We start from the raw sequence: 23375 nt of genomic DNA, 5'->3' as shown, positions 1-23375 counted from the left end.
ATTGCAACTCATTGGTTCGTATCGCGGTGACCCCTGAACTTGAGAGCGGATTTGTGCAACTTGCGTGATGGGCGTCCAATGGAAGTTTATCTGGCGCAACCGCGTGGCTTTTGCGCGGGAGTGGTGCGTGCAATCGAGATCGTGGAACGGGCGCTGGAGAAGTACGGCCCGCCCGTCTACGTGCGCCATGAGATCGTGCACAACAAGTACGTCGTCGAGAGCCTGAAAAACAAAGGCGCGATCTTCGTCGAGGAACTGTCAGAGGTGCCGCCGAAGGCCGTGACGGTCTTCAGCGCTCATGGCGTCGCCCGCAGCGTCGAGGAAGAAGCGGCCGCGCGCGACCTTCCAGTGCTCAATGCCACCTGCCCTCTGGTCACGAAAGTTCACAATCAGGGGAAGCGCTACATCGCCAGGGGCCGCACCCTGATCCTGATCGGCCATGCTGGCCACCCCGAGGTCGAGGGTACGATGGGCCAGGTTCCCGCCCCCGTCCTGCTGGTCCAAAGCGTTGAAGAGGTTAAGGCCCTTGAGCTGCCGGCGGATACGCCAGTGGCCTATATCACCCAGACCACCCTGTCTGTGGATGACACCAAGGACATCATTTCGGCCCTGCAGGCCCGCTTTACAGATATTCAAGGTCCGGATATCCGGGATATCTGCTATGCGACACAGAACCGCCAATCTGCGGTAAGGGATTTGAGCAAGCTGGTCGACGTGATCTTGGTGGTGGGCGCTGCCAATAGCTCGAACTCGAACCGGCTCCGCGAAATCGGCACTGAGGCCGGTGTCGCGAGTTATCTGATTGCCGACGGCAGCGCGCTCAATCCCGAGTGGTTGAAAGATGCCAGAACCGTCGGTGTCACGGCTGGCGCTTCGGCGCCCGAGGTACTCGTGGATGACGTGATCGAAGCAATGCGGCGGATCGGACCGGTCAAGGTCTCGGTGCTCCCCGGCCGCGAGGAAAACATCGAATTCCGGCTTCCGGCCCAACTGGCTGCGAGCTGACCCACCCGAATTTCAAGCCCAGAAAGAAACTTGTAATGGCTATCCCCTTCTTCAAGGAAATGCGTATCGGCGGCTATTTGATCAAGCAGAAGCTGCTTGGCCGCAAGCGCTATCCGCTCGTGCTGATGCTGGAGCCGCTGTTCCGCTGCAACCTCGCCTGCGTCGGCTGCGGCAAGATCGATTATCCGGATGCAATCCTCAACCGCCGCATGACCGCGCAGGAGTGCTGGGACGCGGCCGACGAGTGCGGCGCGCCGATGGTCGCCATTCCCGGCGGCGAGCCGCTGATCCACAAGGAGATCGGCGAGATCGTGCGCGGCCTCGTCGCGCGCAAGAAGTTCGTCTCGCTCTGCACCAACGCGTTGTTGCTCGAGAAGAAGCTCGATCTGTTCGAGCCCTCGCCCTATCTGTTCTTCTCGGTGCATCTCGATGGCCTGAAGGAGCACCACGACAAGGCCGTGTCGCAGAAGGGCGTGTTCGACCGCGCCGTCTCCGCGATCAAGGCGGCCAAGGCCCGCGGCTTCACCGTCAACGTCAACGCCACCATCTTCGACGGCCACCCGGCCGAGGAGATCGCCAAGTTCCTCGACCTCACGGTCGAGCTCGGTGTCGGCGTCTCGATGTCGCCCGGCTACGCCTATGAGCGCGCGCCCGACCAGGAGCACTTCCTCAACCGCACCAAGACCAAGAAGCTGTTCCGCGACGTCTTTGCGATGGGCAAAGGCAAGAAGTGGAATTTCATGCATTCCGGCCTGTTCCTCGACTTCCTCGCCGGCAACCAGGAATATGAGTGCACGCCCTGGGGCATGCCCGCGCGCAACATCTTCGGTTGGCAGAAGCCCTGCTACCTGCTCGGCGAAGGCTATGCGAAGACCTTCAAGGAGCTGATGGACACGACCGACTGGGAGACCTACGGCACCGGCAAGTACGAGAAGTGCGCCGACTGTATGGCCCATTGCGGCTACGAGCCGACGGCGGCGACCGCTGCCATCAACAACCCGCTGAAGGCGATGTGGGTGTCGCTGCGCGGCATCAGGACCACGGGTCCAATGGCGCCGGAGATCGACATGAGCAAGCAGCGTCCGGCCCAGTATATCTTCTCGGCGGAAGTGCAGAAGCGCCTGTCGGAGATCCGCAAGGACGAGGCCGCCGCTGCCCAGGAGAAGGCCGCACGGAAGGCTTCGACCGCCGCGTAAGCGCGGTGACCTGTAGCCCGATGGAGCGCAAGCGAAATCCGGGAGGGTGCCTCCGCGTTGAAGGCCCCGGATTGCGCTCTGCTCCATCCGAGCTACGCAGATCAAAACAAAAGGCCCGGTCGCCATCGCGACCGGGCCTTTTGTTTTGTCAGATCGCAGAACCCGCTCAGGCCGCCTCGGAGACCAGCGCCTCGCCCTCGACCAGCTCGGTGCCGATCAGGAAGTCACGGCAGCCGCGCAGGCTGCGCAGCGCGCGGTTGAAGTCGAGGCCGGTCGAGACCAGTCCATGCAGCGCGGTCGGATTGCGCGCGATGCCGCGCAGCACGGCCAGCACGTCGATCTGGCCGTTCGGCTTGATGGCGGCGCGGGCGAGCGCCGGCAGCGCGCGATGGGCGGGATCGCTGATGACGCGGACCGCGGCGAACGGCAAGCCGGCCTCGGCGGCGTAGGCGGCCGCGATGTGGCTTTCCATATCGACGGCGGCCGCTCCGGTCTCGGAATGCAGCGCCGCCTTGCAGGAGCGCCCCGTAACCACTTCCTCGGCACCGGCGAGGCTGCCGCGCACCACGCGGCGGCGCCCCGACGTCAGGCGGTCAATCAGGTCGTCGCCGAGCGAGAGGCCGGCGGCCCAGCGGGTGTCGCCCGCGAGCACCTCGGTCGCCAGCACGACGTCGCCGGAGCGCAGCGTCGGGTCGAGCCCGCCGGCAACGCCAAAGGAGATCACACCGCGAATCGTCTCGGGATCCAGCACGGTCAACAGCGCCCGCAACTGGGTCGGGCTGCTCGACGAACAAATGACCGCCATTCCGGGCCCGGCCGCGATGCGGGCCTCCTGAACCAGTCCAGTCACGATCAATATCGGCCTCGGATCAACGGTTTGACCCGCGGTAAGATAGTCCCCCGTCCCCAAAGTCACATTCCGACCCCTACCACCCTGCTGTTGGTGTTCCGCAAGTTCCGATACCGCGCCAATGCCCACAGCGGGAAGAACTTCGGGTAACCATGGTACCGTAGATAGAATACACGGGGAAAGCCTGTGGCGGTGTACCGCTGTTCGTCCCACAGTCCTTTTTCGTTCTGTGTTGCAATCAGGTACTCCACCCCGCGGGCGACGGCCGGGTGATCAACCTCGCCTGCCGCCATCAGGGCAAGCAAGGCCCATGCCGTTTGCGAGGCGGTCGAGGGGGCCGCTTCCCAGCCCCGGTAATCCAGCCGGTAGCTGACGGCATCCTCGCCCCAGCCGCCGTCCTTGTTCTGGATCGAGGCCAGCCAGCCGGCGGCTTTCCGGATCATGGGGTCGTCATGGCGGACGCCGGCCATGTTGAGGGCGCACAGCACCGACCAGGTTCCATAGATGAAGTTCATCCCCCAGCGGCCATACCAGGACCCTTCCGGGTGCTGGGTCTTTCGGAGGTAGTCGATCCCGTCCGCGACATGCTTGCTGGTCTTCGCGGTCTCGCCGAGCTGGGCCAGCATCGAGACGCAGCGCGCGGTGACGTCCTCGGTTGGTGGATCGAGCAGCGCGCCATGGTCCGAGAACGGGATGTTGTTCAGATAATATTCGAGATTGTTGACGTCGAAGGCAGCCCAGCCGCCGTCGTCGCTCTGCATGCCCTCGATCCACTCCCGCGCACGGTCGATCGCGGCGTCATAGCCGGTCGCGCCGTGCTCCCGGCGCATCCGGTCCATCGACATCACGACCACCGCGGTATCGTCGAGATCGGGATAATGGGCATTGTTGTACTGGAAGGCCCAGCCGCCCGGGCGCACGTCGGGCCGCTTCACCGCCCAGTCGCCCTTCACCTCGAGCTCCTGCTTCGGGATCAGCCAGTCGAGACCCTGCTTCGCCGCCGGCACCGCCCTGTTACCGCCGGCTTCGAGCAGCGCGTGAGCGGTCAGCGTCGTGTCCCACACCGGCGAGACGCAAGGCTGGCAATAGGCTTCGTCGTCCTTGATCACGAGCAGCTTGTCGATACCCCGGCGCGTGATTGCGCGCGGCGGGAAGTTCTCGTCCTTGCCGAGTGCGTCGTACATCATGACGATGTTGGCCATCGGCGGATAGATCGCGCCCATGCCGTCCTCGCCATTGAGCCGCTCCTCGGTGAAGGCGAGCGCTGCATCGATCGCGCGCTTGCGCAGGCTCTTGGGAAACATCGGCTCGACCACGCGCAAAATGCCGTCGAGCGCGCGGAACAGCACGAACCAGGCTATGCTCTGGTGCGGCGCCTTGGCAGTCATGCCGATCGAGCGCGGATCCTGCAGGAACAGCTCGTCGATACCGATGCCCTTGGGATTCCTCGCCCGCGGCTTCAGCGCGGCGATGACCATCAGCGGCACCATGGTGGTGCGCGCCCAGTAGGAGATCTTGTTGATGTGGAAAGGCGACCAGAACGGCAGCAGCACGATCTCGATCGGCAGCACCGGTACCGCGCGCCAGGTCACGACGCCAAACATCGCAAGCATGAAGCGCGTGAAGACGTTGCTGTGAATGGCGCCGCCGCGGGAATGGATCGCCTCGCGCGCACGCACCATGTGCGGCGCGTCGATGGAATCCCCGATCATCTTCAGCGCGAAATACGCCTTCACGCTGGCGCTCATGTCGAACTCGCCGTCATGCACCAGCGGCCAACCGCCATGGGCGCCCTGAACGCGGCGAAGATAATTGGCGATCTTGGCTTCGAGCACGGCATCGACCGGCTCGGCCAGATAATGGCGCAGCAGCACGTATTCGGCGGGAATGGTGCAATCTGCCTCGAGCTCGAACACCCAATGGCCGTCGGGTTGCTGGAAGCCGAGGACGCCTTCGGTGGCCGACACAATGCTCGATTCCAAGTTTCTCAATTCTTGGGCTTCGCGGCTGGTCGCGTTCACGGAATCCATCTCGCTCGATTGCTCCGATAGTCGATTGAATTGGTCGAAATTGACCGGGACAAATGCCCGTCAGGGCCGCCTGTCAGTATCCCTTGGCGGCCAGAACCAGATCGGCGGCGCGATCACCGGATCGGACCGATCCCTCGATGGTTGCAGGCAATCCCGTAGCAGTCCAATCGCCTGCAAGAAACAGGTTTTTCAGCGCAGTGACCGGCCCTGGACGCAGGGCATTCTGCGCCGGAGTCGCCGCAAATGTGGCGCGGCGCTCGCGCACGATCTGCCAAGGGGGCAGCTCGCCGGAAACACCGCCCGCCTTGCAGACGTCGTTCCAGATCGCCTGCGCGAGTTCCTCGCGCGGCATCTCGACCAGACGGTCGCCGTTGCTGATGGTGACGGAAAGCCGGTTCGGGAACGCAAACAGCCATTCCACGACGCCACCGATTACGCCGAGGATCGGAGCCGATCCCGCTGGCGGCTCAACGCGGAAATGCGCATTCACGATGGCGCGGAATTCGGTCGGCGTCTTCAGGCCCGGCAGCAAGTTGGAGGCAGCGCGCGGCGGCACCGCCATCACGACGACGTCGCCCGCGCCGATCTGGACCACATCTTCGCCGCCGAAATTCAGCGCACCGACCTTGCCGTCATGGGTCGCAAACGAGCGCAGCTCATGGCCGAGCTGAACGGTGTGGCCGCGCTCCTGCAGGAACGTCACGGCAGGCTCGATCAGCACCGCACTTAGTCCGTCCCGCGCGATCAGGGGACGGCAGGCCTGCCCGCCGGCAAGCAGCGTCTCGCGGACGATCGCGCCGGCAAGCCCAGCCGAGCCTTCGGGTGGATCGACGTTGAGCGCCGCCAGCAGTAGCGGCTGCACCAGGCGCTGATAGAGGATGCCCTCGCAGGGAATGGACTTGCCGACCAGCGTCTCTTCCGAGGCCCAGATCAGCGGCGCCAGCTTCAGATAATCGGTCAACCCGGTGTCGGGGACGCGGCGGCTCTCGTCGAGCACCCACGTCGGCAGCCGGCCGTCGCCGAGATCGATCTGCCAGCGCTGCCCGGTCGTGATGTCGACGAAGGGAAACTGCGCGCGCTCCGGACCGACGAGGCCCGCCTCGGTGCCGATCGAGCGCGCATAGGCGCGCGCGTGGCTATTGCCGGACAGCAGCAAATGGTTGCCGTTGTCGATGGTGAGATTGGTGGCACCGTCGAAATAGGAACGGCAGCGGCCGCCGGCCTGCTGCGTCGCCTCGTGCACGGCGATCTTGAAGCCGGCATTGGCAAGCCGCACGGCGGCGGAGAGGCCGGAGATTCCAGCACCGATGATGTGAGCTGTTTTTTGCATCAGATGAGAGCGTAACGGAGCAGGATGGCGATGCGTGTGATCTTCGACACACGCACCGGCTCACGCGGCGCGTTGAACCCGCGCGCGATCAGGAGATCCAGAATGGCATGATAGTATTTCGACATCATCCGCGGCGCGCGCACCGCGCGGCGCCGGTTGCGATTCATGATCTCGTCCGATTTCTCGAAATACACCTTTGCGCGTTGCGCCAGCGGCAGGCAGACCTTCGGCAGCGCGCGCTCGACGATCACGCGGTCCGGATCGTTGGAGGTGATGCCGGCATGCAGCAGCGCTTCGCGCGGCAGATAGAGCCGCCCGAGGCCCGCATCCTCGTCGATGTCGCGCAGGATGTTGGTGAGCTGGAGCGCGCGGCCGAGATGATGCGCGAGCTCGATGCCATCTTCTTCCGGCAGGCCGAAGACCCGGACCGACAGCCGCCCCACGGCACTCGCAACGCGATCGCAGTAGAGATCCAGCGTCGCCATGTCGGGCGCGCGGATGTCCTGCGGCACGTCCATCTCCATGCCGTCGACGATCGCAAGGAAATCCTCGCGCTTGAGGCCGAAGCTTTTCACCGACGCGACGTAGTCCTTCAGCCGCGGCGGCGGATTGCCCTGGTAGAGCGCATCGATGTCGTTGCGCCACGCCTGAAGGGCGGCGAGCCGCTCGTCGCGCGGGCCATCGGAATCGGCGATGTCGTCGACCTGGCGGCAGAAGCTGTAGATCTGGAACATCGCTTCGCGCTGGTCGTGCGGCAGGATGCGCATCGCGGCGTAGAACGAACTGCCGGATGCGGTCGAGCCATAATTGGCGCCGGGCGAGGTCGCCTCAAGCGTCATGTGCAGTCCCCGGTCTGGAAATGGCTTTGCGTCCGACCGCGCGGCGGCCGACTTCGCCGATCATGCCGGCGAGGCTGAAGGTGAGGAGCTCGAGCTTGTTCAGGTGCACGCGCTCGCGCAAGGGATCGCGCACCTTCAACAGGCGCACGATGCGGTCGGCATAGGCCTGGATCACGGAGACCTCGACGCCGAGGCGGAAATCCCGGATCTCCGCAGCTAACGACCTGCCCTCCTCGAGCAGCGCTTCGTTGCGCACGGCGAGAGCCTGAAGGCAGGCCAGCATCGCCGGCGGCGACTGCGCCAGTCCGAGCTGCTCGACCGAGGCGCCACTCGCGGCCAGCGCATCGCGCGGCAGGTAGACGCGGTTGAGCTCGCGGAAATCCTTGCCGCAATCCTGAAGGTGGTTGTTGATCTGCAGCGCTGCGCAGAGCGCATCCGACGCGGCCCAGGTCGAGGTGCTCTCACCATGGACGTCGAGCATGAAGCGGCCGACCGGCATCGCCGAGTAGCGGCAATAATGGATGACCTCGTCCCAATTCTCGTAGCGCAACTTGGTCACGTCCATGCGGAACGCGATGAGCACGTCGAGCGCGTGGCGCGGCGCCATGCCGCGTTCGGCCAGTGCGTGCCGCAGGCTGACGGCCTCGGCCTGGGTGTCGCCCTTGCCGAGCAATTCCGCCTCGAGCAGGTCGAGATAAGCGAGCTTCTCGTCCGGCGGCAGCGTGGCGTGGTCGGCGATGTCGTCGGCGGTGCGGACGAAATTGTAATACGCCAGGATCAGCGCGCGATGACGCGGATGAATGATCCAGGACGCGACGGGAAAATTCTCGTCGCGCTCACCCTTGCCGGATCGCAATTCGCTCGCAGAGGTCATCGAGGGCTGGTCTACAATCGTTTGGACAGGAAGGGCTTTTTCGCTCGCGCTAGCCCGTGCCGGCGATGCCGCCGCGGCCCCCATATAGGGGAATACGGCCGCAAAACCAATCCTGTCTCTCGATGGCTGCCCTTTGCAGATCAGGTCCGAAAAGGCGGGCCCGGAGGCCGCCTTTTGTGGGCCAGTGGCCGAGCTTACTGGTTGTGGTTCTTCAGGACCTGGTCGCAGGCCTGCGAGATCTTGGCCCGGTTCTCCTTGAGGCAGGCCAGGATGGTGAAATCGCCCTGGTCGATGACCGGACGGCAGAGCTTCTGCACATCGCGCGAGCAGGCCTTCTGCTCGGCGTCCGTGCCGCGCCCTTGCTGGGCGAACGCTGCGGTCGAGAGGGAGGCCGACAGCAAGGTGAGAGCGACGAGAAGCTTACGCATTGTATTCCTTCATTCTGACGGCAGAATCGCACCAATCCCGGGCAGCACAGGGCGACGACCGGATCGGATTGTTCTGATGGCAAGTCGCCGCGGGAGTAGCGGCCTCAGAGAAGGCACAAGCACTGGCAAATGCGGCCAAATTGGCGCCACGTCCACCAAATCAGGTCTTCCCTGCGCCTTCTCTGGCAAATGTAAGAGATTGATACTACGCCATAATTCAGGCACGCCGCGTTTTGCTGCGCACCTGTTGCAGAGCTGCATCTCTCCATCCCGCCTTGGGCGCCAGAAACATGCCGAAACGCAGAGAATCCGGAGGTCAACCATGGCAAGCGCGCTTCGCGATGCCGACATGTGGGCGGCCGGCCATTGAACCTGACACAGGCTCGGAACACTAAACCTTCGATGTGGCGAGACGTCCTTGGTGACAAGCGGACGTCGTTCCAAAACGGGATATTTTGAGATGAAATTCTTTGGGCGATCTGAACTGGCAATCAAGGCGGCCGGCATCGGCGCTGTGCTGCTGTTCTCAGTTTCGGCAAGTCAGGCTCAGTCGTCCGGACCGTTTGCAGGTTTCGAGGGCGCGTGGACCGGGACGGGTACGGTGTCGCTGTCCGACGGCTCCACCGAGCGCATCCGCTGCAAGGCGGACTACAAGGTTGCCGGCACCGGTCTCAGCCTCAAGCAGGCGCTGCACTGCGCGTCCGACAGCTACAAGTTCGACCTCACCAGCGACGTGACCAGCCAGGGTGAGCGGATCTCCGGCAATTGGAGCGAGACCAACCGCAACATCTTCGGCAATCTGCAGGGCACCGCCGGCGGCGGCCAGATCGAGGTTTTCGTCGAGGCCAACGGCTTTGCCGCCAATTTGTCGCTGCGCACCAACGGCACCAAGCAGACGGTGCAGATCTCATCCAAGGGCGAAATTCGCGGCGTCAACATCACGATGACGAAGGGCTGACAGCTCTTACCCCTTCGAAAGCAGCAAGCCCCGGTTCTCGCGAACCGGGGCTTGTTGTTTTCCGGAGACGCGGCGCAGTCGCCCGGACCCCGCCGATTCCAGGTCGGATGAATGAAGCCGCTCAGATCGCCGGCTTGTCGGTGCCCTGAAGCTTGCCGTGCAGATTGATCAGCCACATCGCCGTCGGCCGCAGGATGAAGAGGTCGGCGACGAGCGCCATGACCATCGAGAAGGCGCTGAGCCAGCCGAACAGCCGCAGCGACGGCAGGTCGGAGAACACCGTGACGACGAGACCGCAGGCCAGGACCAGCGTGGTCAGGATCAATGCCGGGCCGACCAGCACGGTCGCGCGCTCCACCGCGAGCGCCGAGCCGACGCCCGGCTTGCTCTCGAGCCTGAGGCGGTTGAGGAAGTGGATGGTGGCGCTTAAGCCCAGGCCAAACGAAACGGTCAGAGCCACGACACTCGCGAATTGCAGTCCCTCGCCCATTGCCCACAGCACCGTTCCCGACATCACGACGGGGAAGATGCCCGGCAGGATGCAGGCGAACATCACCACCCAGGAGCGGAAGGCCAGGCCGATGAAGATCGCGACCAGCGCGAATTCGACGGTGAGCCCGCGATTGAGCTTCTCGATCATGCCGGCCGAGTTGCGCGCGGCAATCGCGGCAAGACCCGTGACCGCCACTTCATAGCCGGGATGCTTCTTGCGGACGGCGTCGAGCTCGGAATCGAGCTTGTCGACGATCGGCAGGAGCTGGCTGGAATCCTTGTCCGGCACGCGACCTGCGACCACGACGGCGTCCTGCTCGGCATCGATGAACCGGCGCACCAGATGCTCCGGAATGACGCTGACATATTCCTTCAGCGTCGCGACATCGGCGCTGCCGGCCTTATCCGCGAGCCAGCGGCGCAGGGTCTCGACCGACCAGACGTTGCCGACACCGGCTGCCTTCTCCACCGTCGCGTGCACGTCCGCGATGGTCTGCAGCGTCTCCGGCGAATAGAGCGATTCACCCTTGGGGAACTGGATCAGAACGTTGACCGGATTGGCGCCGGTGAGCTTGGCGTCGAGCCGGTCGCTGGCGGCGACCGCCTGGCGCTTGTCCGGCACCTGGTCGGCGAGCCGGTAGCGCGGCTCAAGATTGGCGTAGATGACGCCGAGGCCGGCGACGAACAGCACGGCGATCAGGCTGAACAGGCCGGGACGGCCCACCATGCGCACCGCGATCCAGTAGCAGAAATTACGCAGCGCCTGCACGCCGGCATCCGCGCTCTGGAACTTGGTCGCAAAGACCTTCTCGTTGCGCACCAACAGCACGCCGAACACCGGCACCAGTGACAACACCGCGACCAGCGCGATGATGGTGGCGGCGAGACCCGCCTCGCCGAACTTGCGGATCAGATCGGAGTCGGAGAACTGGAGCGCGATGAAGGAAATGCCGGCGGTGCCGTGCGTCAGCACGCAGGCCGGCCCCACCACCAGCACCGCGTTCTTGAACGCGGTGAACTTGTCCTGGCCCGCGATCAGCCGGTCGCGCGCGGCGAAAGTCAGCTGCATCGAGTCCGAGAAGCTGATCACCATGATGAGCGGCGTCATCACGTTCAGGAACATGTTGAGATTGAAATTGGCCCAGCCGAGCGCGCCGAGCGCCAGCAGGATCGCGATCATGGGCGGGAACGCCGCCGCCACCATGAACGAGATTTTTCTAAAGAAGATGATGGCGATGACACAGCCGGCGAGAATGCCGAGGATGTTGTAGGTGAGCCCGTCGCGCTCGACCGCGTTGCGGATCTCGAGCTGCATCACCGGCACGCCGGAAAGCTGCACGTTGAGGCCGGTGTCGCCGAGGTCTTCCTTCATCAGCGCGCGGATGTCGGCGACGGTCTTGGTCAGCTTGTTGGAGGCGACCACCTCCGGATCGAGCGACAGCACGATCAGCGCCAGCGTGCCGTCCTCGGACAACAGCTTGCCGCGGATGATCTCGTTGGCTTTGACGCCCTCGATGAACTTGTTATAGGCCTCGCCCTCGGGTAGCTCGGGCGGAAACAGCGCGGCGGGAAGCTTGCCCGGCGCCGGCGCCTGACGCGCGGAGAACAGCGAGACCAGTCCGCGCGTGCCCTCGACCAGTTGCATGTCGGTGACGAAGTCGCGCAGCTTCTCGAGGTTGTTCCGCGCCAGCAGGGTCTTGCCCTCGACCACGACGAGGACGTCGAATTCCTCAGCCGGGAACTTCTTGGTCACCGCTTCGTACTGGCGGAATTCCGGCGTGTTGGACCGGAACAGCTGCGACAGCGAATCGTCGATCTTGATCCGGTGGATGCCGAACACGGCGCCGACGATCAGCACGAGCAGGACGATGCACGAGACGATGGGCGCCCGGACTGCGATCAGCCCGATGCGCTCCAGCCCGAAGGCGATCGAGGACGCAGGTCCCTGCTCGACCTTGTCGACATGAACCTCACTCTCGCTGTGCTTTTCGAGCATGCCTTGTCCAGTTCCTAAATCGGCTCGGGTCTGTGAGCTTGTCGCGCCCCGCGAACGGCTTGAAAATGCCATACCAATGGGAGGCTTGCCCTTTGAAAATGCGCAGAAAATCGCCGCGAGGGGTTTAGCAGGTCAATCACCCTTCTCGCAAGCAGGCGGAGTGTGGCCGAATCGATCAAGATATGGCGATTTTGCCTTAATGCCCTTCATCCGGGCAAAGCCGTGCCAATTCGACGCGGCGCGCGGTCCGCGCTCTCGTCCTTCAGCGCCACACCGGTCAGTTCCCGCGCGAGCCCCTCGCCGACCAACCAGGCGATCTTGAAGGCGGCCTCGTCATAGCTCAACCCGGCCTTGTGGATGTTCGACACGCAATTGCGCTCGGCATCGCTGCGATCAGGCTTCGGGGCGAAAGTCAGATAGGCGCCGAGACTGTCGGGCGCCGACAGGCCCGGCCGCTCGCCGATCAGCGTCACCACCATGCGCGCGCCGAGAATGGCGCCGATCTCGTCGCCGAGCGCGACGCGCGCGCCTGAGGCGACGACGACATGGCCGATCGCGACACCATCGTCGGCTGCGAGCAACGGCAGCAGGCGCATTACGAGCGCGACCGCATGGGCGTGGACCGCCGCCGCCGACAGCCCATCGCCGATCACGACCGCGAGTTGGCACGGCTCCGAGGCGCTCCGCGTCAGGACCTCGGCTGATCCGGCATCGAGCCGTCTGCCCAGATCGGGCCGCCGCAGATAGTCCCCGCGGTCGACCGCCTGGCTGTTCGCCTCGGTGACGACGAGGCCGAGCGCGCGGAGATCCGCGACCAGCCGCGGCGCATCGAAGACGGCATGCACGGCATCGCGGGCGCGGGCATGGTCCAGCGTGAAATCGAGCAGTGCCCGTGTCGGCAGGCTGGCGCCGCTGCGCCCGAGTGCGACGCGCGCGGGCGTGAGCGACCGCAGATCGAGGGTCGGACGACGCGGGGTGGCCGGATCAGACATGTCGCATCATTCGGCGGGGACGGAGGCCTCGCGTAGCCGGATCGAATAGTTCGAGGCGTTCTGCTGGCCGGTCGAGGCCGCCCGCGCAAAGGTGATGAGATGGTGGGCGATCAGGGTGCAGCCGATCAGGCCTTCGAGATCGCCGCGCTTGATGCGGCCCAGCGCGAACTTCCAGAACACGCGCTTGTAGTCGCCGAGCACGCCGACCTTCCAGAAGATGTTTCGCAGCATGACGAGGCCGCGCCTGATGTTGGGCCAGGTCTTCATCTCGGCCGGCGTCGGCATCTTCAGGCGGTGCACGTAAACGTGGTCGCATTGATACTGGAAGCGCGCGTAGACCTTCTCGGGCTCGTAGGCGACGGCCATGGCGTGCTTCCAGGACGCGACGACGTCGTCGTAGGGCAACAGGAAGTTGACATTGGAATCGCGGCCGTCGTCCTCGACCAGGCGTCCCTCGCGCTCCAGACGGTCCCAGAGCGGCGTCTTCGGCAGCGCCTGAAGCAGGTTGATCGTGAGCAGCGGAATCCGGGAGTCCTCGACGAAGGCGAGCAGCGCCTCCGAAGTGTTCGGTTTGTCAGTGTCGAGCCCCATGATGATGCCGGACACGACCTCCATGCCGTAGGAGTTGATGGTTTGCACGCCCTCGAGGATCGGGACCATCATGTTGTGGTCCTTGTGCATCGCCTTCAGCGCATCGGGGTCGGGCGTCTCGATGCCGCAGAAGATGGTGACGAAATAGGCCTCGCGCATCTTCTCGAGGATTTCCGGTCGCTTGGCGATGTTGAGCGTCGCCTCGCAGGCGAGCCGCACCATGTAGCCGGTCCTCTTCTGCCATTCGATCAGATGCGGCAGGAGGTCCAGCGCCGCCTTGCGGTTGCCGATGAAATTGTCGTCGACGAAATAGACCGTGTCGGTCATGCCGCATTCGCGCAGGCGATCGAGCTCGGCGATGATCTGCTCCGGCGACTTGATGCGCGGATTGCGGCCGTAGAGGCCGGGGATGTCGCAGAACTCGCACTGATACGGACAGCCGCTGGAATACTGGATGCTGCCGAGAAAGTATTTCTTCACGTCGGCGAGCTCGTAGGCCGGGATCGGAAACTCCGTCATCGGCACGCGGTCCTTGGTGGTCAGCACCACCTGCGCTTCCGGACGCGAGGTATCGCGAGACAAGATTTCGAGCAGCTGATTGGTGGCGTCGCCGAGCTCGCCGACATGGAGATAGTCGAAGGAGGGATAGTAATCCGGGCAGGCGCTGACGGAGGGACCGCCGAGCGCGACGGGCAGATCGAACTCGTGGGCGCGGCGGCAGATATCGTTCATCTGCGGGCGCTGGATGTGCATGCCGCTGACGAAGACCGCCTCCGCCCATTCGAACTCTTCCCTCGTCGTACGGCGAAGGTTCTCATCGACGAATTTGACCTGCCACTCCTCGGGCAGATAGGCCGCGAGCAGCAAAAGCCCTTGCGGCGGCATGAAGGCGCGGACGCCATCGGTCAGGGGGTAGGAATGCTCGAACGTCCCGAACGACGATGTGTATCGCGGAAACACGCACAGAATCCGCCGGGACGTCCCGTTACTTTCAGCTCGCATCAAAGCTCCCCCGCCACGCTCGACTTAGCTGCGGAAATTGCCAGACAGACATAGCGTAATGCTGCCGCCGGAATTTCTCAATATTGTGGCATGAGCATAATTCCCTAGGGCACCAATGGTTTCCTCGAGTCGCCTGGTGCTTCCGCCGCGTCACGCGATCAGCCGTGAGGCAAAATCGGGCAGCAGGCCTGCATCGCCGGCAAGACGGAAATCGGGACCCGCAATACCCGACAGCGCCAGCCAGTCGTCGAATTCCGGCGCGCGGCGCAGTCCGAAGACGTCGCGGACGTAGAGCGCGTCGTGAAAAGACGTGGACTGATAATTCAGCATGACGTCATCCGCACCGGGAACGCCCATGATGAAGGTGACGCCAGCGGCCGCCAACAGCGTCAGCAGATTGTCCATGTCGTCCTGGTCCGCCTCGGCATGGTTGGTGTAGCAGATGTCGATCCCGAGCGGCAGGCCGAGCAGCTTGCCGCAAAAGTGATCCTCCAGGCCGGCCCGGATGATTTCCTTGCCGTCGTAGAGATATTCCGGGCCGATGAAGCCGACCACGCTGTTGACCAGGAGGGGCGCAAAGGCGCGGGCCACCGCATAAGCGCGGGCCTCGCAGGTCTGCTGGTCGACGCCGCGATGGGCGTTGGCCGATAGCGCCGAGCCCTGCCCGGTCTCGAAATACATCACGTTCTGGCCGACCGTACCGCGCCTCTGCGACAACCCGGCCTCTTGCGCCTCCTTCAGAAGCGCGAGGTCGATGCCAAAACTGCGGTTGGCGGCCTCAGTGCCGGCGACTGACTGGAAGACGAGGTCGACCGGTACGCCCTGCCCGATCAGCGACAGCGTCGTTGTGACATGGGTCAGCACGCAGGCCTGGGTCGGGATCTTCAGCCGCGCGATGATCTCGTCGAGCAGCCGCAGCAATTGGCCGATCACGGTCGGGTCGTCGCTCGCCGGATTGATGCCGATGCAGGCATCGCCGGCGCCGAGCAGGATGCCGTCGAGGATGGAGGCGGTGATGCCCCTGGCGTCGTCGAAGGGATGGTTGGGCTGGAGCCGGGTGCTCATCCGGCCCTTCAGGCCGATGGTGTTGCGGAAAGCGGTGGTGACCTCGCATTTCCGCGCCGCCAGGATCAGATCCTGGTTGCGCATCAGCTTCGAGACCGCGGCCGCCATCTCCGGGGTGATGCCGCCGGCCAGCTTGCGCAAGATTTCGGCCGTCGCGGCATCCGACAGCAGCCAGTCGCGAAAGGCACCGACCGTCAGCGAAGCCACCGGCGCGAAGGCCTTGGCGTCGTGGCTGTCGATCACGAGGCGCGTGACCTCGTCGGTCTCATAGGGGATGACGGCTTCCTGCAAGAACTGCCCGAGCGGGACGTCGGCCAGCGCCATCCGCGCCGCGATCATCTGTTCGGCACTGGCGGCGGCGATCCCGGCCAGCCGGTCGCCGGAGCGCGGCGGCGTCGCCTTGGCGAGCAAGTCGCGCAAATCCGGGAACGTGTAGGTCGTGGCGTCGATGGTGTGGCGGTAGACCAATCGTCTCTCCGGGGTTCGTCGGCCAGAGGCCGACTCCAGGGCCGATCCCAAGACTATACCTTCAGATCAAGACGCTGAAATATCTTACCTTTCTTTCGACCAAGGGCGAAGGGGGGCCAAACCCGCCGTTAACGCCGCGTCCATCTTCATTCTGCATAGTTTTGCATCAATTTGTACGACTGCGCTCTCCGGGCCGCTTCCGGCCATTCGGGCCTCTGAAAACCATGACAATCGACCAATCTGGGAATGCCACCGGCCTCGCCGGCCGCTTCACGCTTGCGACCAAGCTCTACGCGATCTTCGCGCTGTTCGCGCTGCTCACGGCGGCGATCGCGATGCTGTCCGACTACAACAGCCGCCGCGGCGCCGACCTGACGAACGCAATCGAGACCGCGAACGCCGCCGCGCTGAATGTCGAGCGGGTCAACTCGCTGGTCTACGCGGTCGTGATGGAATCGCGCGGCGTCTACATGTCGACTGAACCGGCCGTGGTGAAGAAATACGGCGAGGGCCTGCTCAAGTTCAACGCCCAGATCCTCGACGTCGTGAAGCGCTGGGAGACCATCGTCAAGGCTGACGATGCCGAGCAGTTCGCCACGTTCAAGAAGCGCATCGAGCAGTTCGTCGAGTTTCGCAAAGAGCTGGTGCGCCGCGGCGTCGAGATCAATGCGGCCGCGGGCCGCGAATGGGGCGACAACGACGCCAACCGCGCCGTGCGCTCGGCGCTGAACAAGGATCTCGAGGCGCTGTCCAAGGTCTATGCCGAGCGCGCGAGGCAAATAGGGCACGAGACCGAGACCAATCGCACGCTGTCCTTCGTCCTGACCTGCCTCGCCGGCGTGGCGCTCGCCCTCGTCGTGATCGGCATCGTCATCATCGCCCGGTCGATCGCACGCCCCCTCTCCGCCATCACCGCGACCATCAAGCAGGTCGCTGACGGCGCCGAGAACGTCGTGGTGCCCCATAGCCACCGCGCCGACGAGATCGGCGCACTGGCACGCGCGATCCAGATCTTCCAGGACGCGATGGGGCGTAACCGCAACCTCGCCTCGCAGGTCTCGCAGGACTCCGCCGCGCGCGAGGAGCGCGCCCGCCACATCGAGCAATCCGTCGACGCGTTTCGCGAGGCGATCGGCGCAATCATGCGCGGCCTCAGCGACAACGCATCCGTCATGCGCGAGACGGCGCAGACCATCACCCGCGTCACCGCGGACGCGAGCAGCCGCGCCGGCACGGCGGCGAACGCCACCGAGCAGGCCTCTCACAACGTCACGGCGGTTGCAGGCGCGGCCGAGGAGCTGTCTGCGTCGGTGGTGGAGATTGGCCGCCAGGTGCGGCAATCCGCCAGCGCGGTCGAGCAGACCGGCCAGCGCACCGAGAAATCGATCGCCGAGATCGAGAGCCTGGCGGCCGCCACGCAACGCATCGACGGCGTGCTCAGCCTGATCCAGGCGATCGCCGAGCAGACCAATCTGCTCGCGCTCAATGCCACCATCGAGGCGGCGCGCGCGGGCGATGCCGGCCGCGGCTTTGCCGTCGTCGCACACGAAGTCAAGGCACTCGCAGGCCAGACCGCGAAGGCGACCGCCGACATCAGCGAGAACGTCTCGATGATCCAGTCCTCCACCCGCAACGCGGTCGACGCCGTCCGCGAGATCGGCGGCGCGGTGCGCGAGATCAACGACGTCACCTCGGCGATCGCCGGCGCCATCGGCCAGCAGGACGCCGCCACGCGCGAGATCTCGTCCAACGCGCAATCGGCCGCCCAAGGCAACGAGACCCTCGTCGCCAACATCAGCTCGCTCCGCGACGCCATCGGCGAGACCGACACTGCGGCCTCCTCGGTGCTGACGGCTGCGAGCAGCGTGACCGAGACGGCGGAGACGCTATCGCGCGAGGTGGAGAAGTTCTTCCAGAACCTGCGCTCGGGCGCAGCGGACGGCCGTATCGCCAAGGCGGGATAGCAGCACGTCGATCGCCAGCAGAGCCGGCGGCGGGGTCGCTCCACCAAAAAACGCGAAAACAACCCCATGCGCAGTAGCCGGGGATGGCGATATCAATGGCTTGGCTCTAGTCCAAAGCTATTCGTATTTTACGAAATGACATTTGACTCGTCGGGCAAAACAGGGGCATGATGTCAATGCTGGAGCCTTCCGCGCTGGGCCGGCAGATCGTGAGAAGCCGAAGGCTGGCTGAGGCCGCCTCCCTGTGAACCAAAGCCGCGGAGCAGTCCGCGGCTTTTTGCTATCGCCACCACCTGGGTTTATCGGAAGCGATGCAGGAGACAATGATCCTTGGAAGCGGCCCAAATGCTCAGGCTTTTCGGCGGGAAGCAGGCCGGAAAGATCACACGCCGAATCGCTAGCGCGAGCTAAGCGGGGCGCCATACCGCGCTCTTGGAGCAGCGCGCGGAACTAAACCCGGCGTGGCTTGTTCATCCCCAACGTGGCTTGGCGCTCCCGATTCAATGCCGCCGTCAGCGCAACATCGTCCGCTCCAGATGCTCATGGCAACAATGCGTACCCGTCGGGATCGTAGCCCTAGCCGATCGGGCCTGGTCAGTTGTGGCCGGCCTCGCAAACCGGCCTGAAGCTCATGCATCGACTTCGACAGGTTGCGTCATGTCAGGACTAGACGACCTTCCCAAAGATGTGCGGTCCGAACTCACTGAACCCTCAACAACTCGCCGTCTTTCCCGGCCTAGCGAGGAGCTGTGATCAGGCAGCCATTCAAAGCACGAACACCGGAAGAGCTGATTTCCCTATTGAGCGCCGTGGCGATGGCCATTCTCGCGTCGATCATTGTCATGGTGCTGTATTATGGTCGCGAGATCATCATTCCGATAGCGCTGGCTGTCTTGCTCAGCTTCGTGCTGGCGCCCCTGGTTCGACTGGTTCAGCGTCTGCGCATTCCACGCAGTTTGGCTGTGGTGAGCGTGGTCGTAATCGCCTTCGCATTCATATTTGCGATGGGCAGTCTCCTCGCTACCCAACTCGCGCAGCTGGCCGGCGATTTGCCGCGATATCAGTCCACAATAAGCGAGAAGATCCAATCCTTCCGTGAGACCACCGCCGGTCGAGGCACGCTCGAGCGAGCTTCCAGCATGTTGAAGGACCTCAGCAAGGAGCTCGACAAGCCGAAGGAGGCCGCGAATTCGTTGGGGACCATAGCAGCTCCGAAAGCGGCCCAGCCGAAGCCCGTTCCTGTGGAAGTGCTCCAGCCCGATCCCGGCGCGCTGGAGAGCTTGCAAACGCTGATTTCACCATTGCTTCATCCGCTCGCAACGACCGGGATCATCGTCATATTCGTGATCTTCATTTTGCTTCAGCGCGAGGATCTTCGTAATCGTCTGATCAGGCTGGCCGGTTCGGATGACCTGCAGCGCACCACGGCTGCCCTTGATGACGCGGCGAGCCGCCTCAGCCGGCTTTTCCTCATCCAGCTTCTCGTGAACGGGGGCTTCGGCATCATCATCGGAATGGGTCTGTGGCTGATCGGCGTTCCAAGCGCGATCCTGTGGGGCATTCTGGCAGCAGTGCTGCGCTTCGTGCCTTACATTGGGGCGGTCATCGCCGCCGCCTTTCCTCTCGCTCTCGCGGTCGCGGTCGATCCAACCTGGACGATGCTGCTTTGGACGATCGCGCTGTTCGTGGTGGTGGAGCCCGTCGTCGGCCATGTGCTGGAGCCGATGGTCTATGGACACAGCACGGGACTGTCGCCGGTGGCCGTTGTCGCTTCTGCGACGTTCTGGACGGCGCTCTGGGGTCCGATCGGCCTCGTTCTGGCAACACCCCTTACAGTGTGTCTGGTCGTACTGGGCCGCCATGTCGAGCGCCTGGAGTTCCTGGACGTCATGTTTGGAGACCGACCAGCGCTCTCTCCGCCTGAGATATTCTATCAGCGGATGCTCGCCGGCGATCCGACAGAAGCATCGGCAAAGGCCGAGGAGTTCTTGAAGGAGCGATCTCTTGGCTCCTATTACGACGAAGTCGCCCTGCGAGGACTGCAGCTGGCTCAAGCGGATGCCGAGCGCGGCGCTCTGGCTCCCGACCGGCTGACCAAGATCAGGGATGCAGTCCAAGAATTTGCCAATAACATTTCGGAGCAGGATGAACGTCCGTCGCCGAAGGTCAACCCGACCACAGATGTCGAAGCTACATCTGCCATAGAAGGCGTGGCTGAGGACGCGCCTTATGAGAGTCTGCGGGTTCTGCGCAAGGAGGACTTGCCTTCCGAATGGCAAGGCGATCATCCCGTGCTCTGCCTGGCTGGACGAAATCCGATCGACGAAGCCGCTGCGATCATGCTGGCTCAACTGACGAATGCGCATGGCTTGTCGGCACGAGTTGAAGCAGCGGGAGCGTTATCGACGGCGAATATCTTCCGGTTGGAGACCGCCGGGGTCGCCATTGCCTGTCTTGTCTATATGGACGCAAGTAGTCCTGCCCATATGCGTTACTCGGTGCGACGGCTTCGCCGTAAATTGCCGAACGCTACAATCATTCTGGGTTGCTGGATGAAGGACATCGACCCAGCGGCGCTGGAAACTCTGCGGGAAGGTGCCAAAGCGGATTTGGCTGCTGCAACTCTGGGCGGGGCGCTTAAACTCTGCATAGAGGCGACGGGTGTGGATGGCCTTGGCACAGGAGCCGAAGGCCAGACTTCGAAGATCACGGCCGCTTAGTAGTTTAGACGCGCAGATATGGCTGCTCCGGGCGCGCAGCAAACCATGATGTCATCATGGCGATGGCGCGGCGCCCGCGACCTTCGTTCGTACTGCGCGATTCAACCAACCGGTCCGGGGGTCCAATCGCCGCCGGCAAGCGGCCGGACTTTTACGTCAGGAATGACTCCGCGCTCCAGGCTCGGATCGAAATGGCGCATGGTCCGCTCATTGAAGTCGATGATGCGGCCAGGCCTTAGCGGTCCCACATCATTTATCCTGACGATGACCTTCTTGCCGACAGCCTCGACGAGGGCGTATTTCGGCTTCGCGCCAAATTGGACCCCACCGAATTTCTTACGCAAGCTCGTCTTGATTGCAGCCGACCAGACTGAGGGATCATAGCGCTCGCCGGAGGCCGTCTTCGGGCCGCCCTCCTCTTTGCCAGGCTTGAACGGATTGTACATGGATGCCGCGCCAACGATCGCTTCCCCGGAAGCGGCATCGTCGGCAGCGCTTGAGTGAACCCCACCAGCTTCACATCGCGCAATAGGAACGGAAACGGCAAGCGCAACCACGGCGCCGCAAACTGCGGCGCTCGATCGGAACCCCATTATATCTCCTGTGATTTTCGATTGTTCGGTTCCGATGCCGCAAATCATATTGCGGGTGGAGCCAACCCCTGGCTCCGGAACCGTTGTAGGAACCGCAACAGTTCCAGCACGGTGTTTTTAGTTGTCGCCGTCTAAGACAGACATTGCGTCAACAGCATGACGACGAGAGCGACAGTGAATAGTGCGACGACATGACTCTCACGGCGGCACCAATCAGGACAACCGGTGCGCTCGTCGGCCTGACCGTGGTTTCATACTCATCGACGTTGTCGTTGCAGAAGCGATCATCGCAGCGACGCTGCGGCGGAGGCAGCCTCCTAGCGTGAGATGGCTTGCTTGCGCGATGTCGCAGAGGGAGTTTGCAATGTCCTTGCGCAGCAAGGCGCGATGCTGAACACGTTCCGGGACAACGAGCCGACGCACAGATCCGGTCAGCTTGTTCGCTCCGTCCGTGTCTAGGACATGGGACAGAAATGCTGAGCTTGTCTTCTTCACCTTGCCCGGCATCAGTCGCAACTGCTCACAGCATCTAACAAGCCTTAACGAGCTATTGACCAGCTTCCGAGCCATGTTGCAGAGCCAGACGAAGGACTGCCCTGCTCCGCAGGCTCCGATCGCCTGCAGCCAGGAGGCGGTCCCATGCCGATGCCATACAATTCCGATAACACCATCGACAGAAGCCGGCGCGCGCTTTTGAGCACCGCAGCGGTTGGAATTGCAGCGGTGATTTCCACGAGCGTGTTTCCACTGCGTAGAGCGGCGGCCGCGGGCGAAAGCACAATTCGGCCCTTCCACATTGCCGTGCCGGAGGAGGACCTTGCCGAGCTTCGCCGACGCGTGTTGGCGACGCGATGGCCCGATCGCGAGACTGTTTCCGATCAGTCCCAAGGTATCCCGCTGGCGAAGCTCCGGTCCCTCGTCGACTATTGGGGGACGGCCTATGACTGGCGACAGATCGAAGCGAGAATGAATCGGCTTCCGCAGTTCGTCACGAACATCGACGGCATCGATATCCACTTCATTCATGTCCGCTCCAAACATCGCAATGCCCTCCCTGTCGTCATAACCCATGGTTGGCCGGGATCGGTCTTCGAGCAGCTCAAGCTGATCGATCCACTCACCGATCCAACGGCCCATGCAGGCCGGCCCGAAGACGCGTTCGACGTCGTGATCCCGTCGATGCCCGGCTATGGCTTCTCTGGCAAGCCGGTCGATACCGGTTGGGGTCCTGACCGCACGGCGCGCATCTGGGCGGAACTGATGAAGCGATTGGGCTACACCCACTATGTCGCGCAGGGCGGGGACTGGGGCTCGCCGGTCTCGAGTGCGATGGCACGGCTGGCGCCGGCAGGACTGCTCGGCATCCATATCAATTTGCCGGCGATCGTCCCGCCCGATATTGCCGCGATCCTGGCGGCCGGCGGGCCCGCCCCGGCAGACCTTTCCGCCAAAGAGCGCGCAGCGTTCGATGCATTCAGTGCGGCCGGCAAGATGGGCAACCGGTCCTACGCGCTGATGATGGGAACCAGGCCGCAAACGATCGGCTACGGCTTGACGGATTCTCCCGCCGGTCTGGCTGCCTGGATGCTCGGGCACCCCGGCTTCTCGCATTGGAAATTTGACGGCACCGACTCCGAAAAATCCCGCGACGAGGTACTCGACGACATCACGCTGTACTGGCTGACGAACAGCGCCACCTCCTCGGCGCGACTTTACTGGGAATATAGCGGGCGCAGTCCCGCCCTTGCAGGTCCGGAGAAGACTGCGGAGATTTCGCTGCCGGTGGCCATCACGGTCTTCCCGGGCGAGAGCTATCAAGCCCCGGAGACGTGGGCCCGGCGGGCCTATCGCAACCTGACCTACTTCCACGAGGTCGACAAAGGCGGTCATTTTGCTGCCTGGGAGCAGCCGGCGCTTTTCTCCGCCGAGCTCCGCGCCGCATTCAGGCCGCTTCGGCCCGCACATCTGGTCCAGTGACCGTG

General features: G+C 63.7%; 17 protein-coding genes. 6 read left to right on the top strand and 11 right to left on the bottom strand.

Annotation, left to right across the window (positions count from 1 at the left end):
• Positions 1-78: 78 nt before the first annotated feature.
• Together ispH and hpnH are read left to right on the top strand one after the other, a co-directional pair.
• Positions 79-1005, top strand: coding sequence for a 4-hydroxy-3-methylbut-2-enyl diphosphate reductase (ispH, locus tag AC0L3P_RS19895; protein WP_219684809.1), 927 nt, complete (start codon positions 79-81; stop codon positions 1003-1005).
• A 35-nt stretch (positions 1006-1040) separates the two neighbouring features.
• A complete protein-coding gene (hpnH, locus tag AC0L3P_RS19890) occupies positions 1041-2201 on the top strand; it encodes an adenosyl-hopene transferase HpnH (protein WP_007593619.1) in 1161 nt (386 codons plus the stop codon).
• A gap of 166 nt (positions 2202-2367) precedes the next feature.
• Here the strand turns inward: hpnH and AC0L3P_RS19885 are convergent, their stop codons facing one another.
• The 6 genes from AC0L3P_RS19885 to AC0L3P_RS19860 form a co-directional block, all read right to left on the bottom strand.
• Complete coding sequence (locus AC0L3P_RS19885; protein ID WP_275170606.1) at positions 2368-3117, bottom strand: phosphorylase; 750 nt, start codon at positions 3115-3117, stop codon at positions 2368-2370.
• Positions 3114-5081: a squalene--hopene cyclase gene (gene shc / locus AC0L3P_RS19880; RefSeq protein ID WP_473304244.1), complete on the bottom strand. Its 1968-nt coding sequence runs from the start codon at positions 5079-5081 to the stop codon at positions 3114-3116. The genes AC0L3P_RS19885 and shc overlap by 4 nt, the downstream gene beginning before the upstream one ends.
• A 73-nt stretch (positions 5082-5154) precedes the next feature.
• Positions 5155-6411 (bottom strand): hydroxysqualene dehydroxylase HpnE, encoded by a 1257-nt coding sequence (gene hpnE / locus AC0L3P_RS19875; RefSeq protein WP_354206932.1) that lies wholly within the window; start codon positions 6409-6411, stop codon positions 5155-5157.
• Entirely contained in the window at positions 6411-7250 is an 840-nt protein-coding gene (gene hpnD, locus AC0L3P_RS19870; protein WP_275170603.1) for a presqualene diphosphate synthase HpnD, read from the bottom strand. Before hpnD ends, hpnE begins: the two co-directional genes overlap by 1 nt.
• On the bottom strand, positions 7240-8124 hold the full coding sequence (gene hpnC / locus AC0L3P_RS19865; RefSeq protein WP_354206935.1) for a squalene synthase HpnC: 885 nt from the start codon (positions 8122-8124) through the stop codon (positions 7240-7242). The genes hpnD and hpnC overlap by 11 nt, the downstream gene beginning before the upstream one ends.
• A gap of 194 nt (positions 8125-8318) precedes the next feature.
• On the bottom strand, positions 8319-8552 hold the full coding sequence (locus AC0L3P_RS19860) for a hypothetical protein (protein ID WP_007593627.1): 234 nt from the start codon (positions 8550-8552) through the stop codon (positions 8319-8321).
• A gap of 460 nt (positions 8553-9012) precedes the next feature.
• Between AC0L3P_RS19860 and AC0L3P_RS19855 the strand changes: the two genes are divergently transcribed.
• On the top strand, positions 9013-9510 hold the full coding sequence (locus tag AC0L3P_RS19855; protein WP_106942534.1) for a hypothetical protein: 498 nt from the start codon (positions 9013-9015) through the stop codon (positions 9508-9510).
• Between the two features lie 121 nt (positions 9511-9631).
• On the opposite strand, the gene AC0L3P_RS19850 is transcribed toward AC0L3P_RS19855, so the two are convergent.
• The 4 genes from AC0L3P_RS19850 to AC0L3P_RS19835 all read right to left on the bottom strand — a co-directional run bounded on the left by AC0L3P_RS19850 (position 9632) and on the right by AC0L3P_RS19835 (position 16116).
• On the bottom strand, positions 9632-11998 hold the full coding sequence (locus AC0L3P_RS19850) for an efflux RND transporter permease subunit (protein ID WP_354056333.1): 2367 nt from the start codon (positions 11996-11998) through the stop codon (positions 9632-9634).
• Positions 11999-12204: 206 nt separating this feature from the next.
• Complete coding sequence (gene eutC, locus AC0L3P_RS19845) at positions 12205-12990, bottom strand: ethanolamine ammonia-lyase subunit EutC (RefSeq protein WP_473304230.1); 786 nt, start codon at positions 12988-12990, stop codon at positions 12205-12207.
• A 6-nt stretch (positions 12991-12996) separates the two neighbouring features.
• On the bottom strand, positions 12997-14583 hold the full coding sequence (locus tag AC0L3P_RS19840) for a B12-binding domain-containing radical SAM protein (RefSeq protein ID WP_473304227.1): 1587 nt from the start codon (positions 14581-14583) through the stop codon (positions 12997-12999).
• A 150-nt stretch (positions 14584-14733) separates the two neighbouring features.
• On the bottom strand, positions 14734-16116 hold the full coding sequence (locus tag AC0L3P_RS19835) for an ethanolamine ammonia-lyase subunit EutB (protein ID WP_473304225.1): 1383 nt from the start codon (positions 16114-16116) through the stop codon (positions 14734-14736).
• 224 nt (positions 16117-16340) lie between these two features.
• Here AC0L3P_RS19835 and AC0L3P_RS19830 point away from each other — a divergent pair, with 224 nt between their 5' ends.
• Both AC0L3P_RS19830 and AC0L3P_RS19825 read left to right on the top strand, forming a co-directional pair.
• Complete coding sequence (locus tag AC0L3P_RS19830; protein ID WP_473304224.1) at positions 16341-18080, top strand: methyl-accepting chemotaxis protein; 1740 nt, start codon at positions 16341-16343, stop codon at positions 18078-18080.
• A gap of 749 nt (positions 18081-18829) precedes the next feature.
• On the top strand, positions 18830-20800 hold the full coding sequence (locus AC0L3P_RS19825) for an AI-2E family transporter (protein ID WP_473304220.1): 1971 nt from the start codon (positions 18830-18832) through the stop codon (positions 20798-20800).
• 101 nt (positions 20801-20901) lie between these two features.
• Here AC0L3P_RS19825 and AC0L3P_RS19820 read toward each other — a convergent pair whose 3' ends face one another.
• Positions 20902-21393, bottom strand: coding sequence for a septal ring lytic transglycosylase RlpA family protein (locus tag AC0L3P_RS19820; RefSeq protein WP_473304218.1), 492 nt, complete (start codon positions 21391-21393; stop codon positions 20902-20904).
• 639 nt (positions 21394-22032) lie between these two features.
• Between AC0L3P_RS19820 and AC0L3P_RS19815 the strand changes: the two genes are divergently transcribed.
• Positions 22033-23370, top strand: a complete 1338-nt coding sequence (locus tag AC0L3P_RS19815; protein WP_473304216.1) for an epoxide hydrolase family protein — start codon at positions 22033-22035, stop codon at positions 23368-23370.
• Positions 23371-23375 lie beyond the last annotated feature (5 nt).

The sequence above is a fragment of the Bradyrhizobium sp. WSM4874 genome (assembly GCF_055811835.1).
The sequence above is the reverse complement of the archived record's forward strand: the minus strand, read 5'-3'. Positions and strand labels throughout refer to the sequence as shown.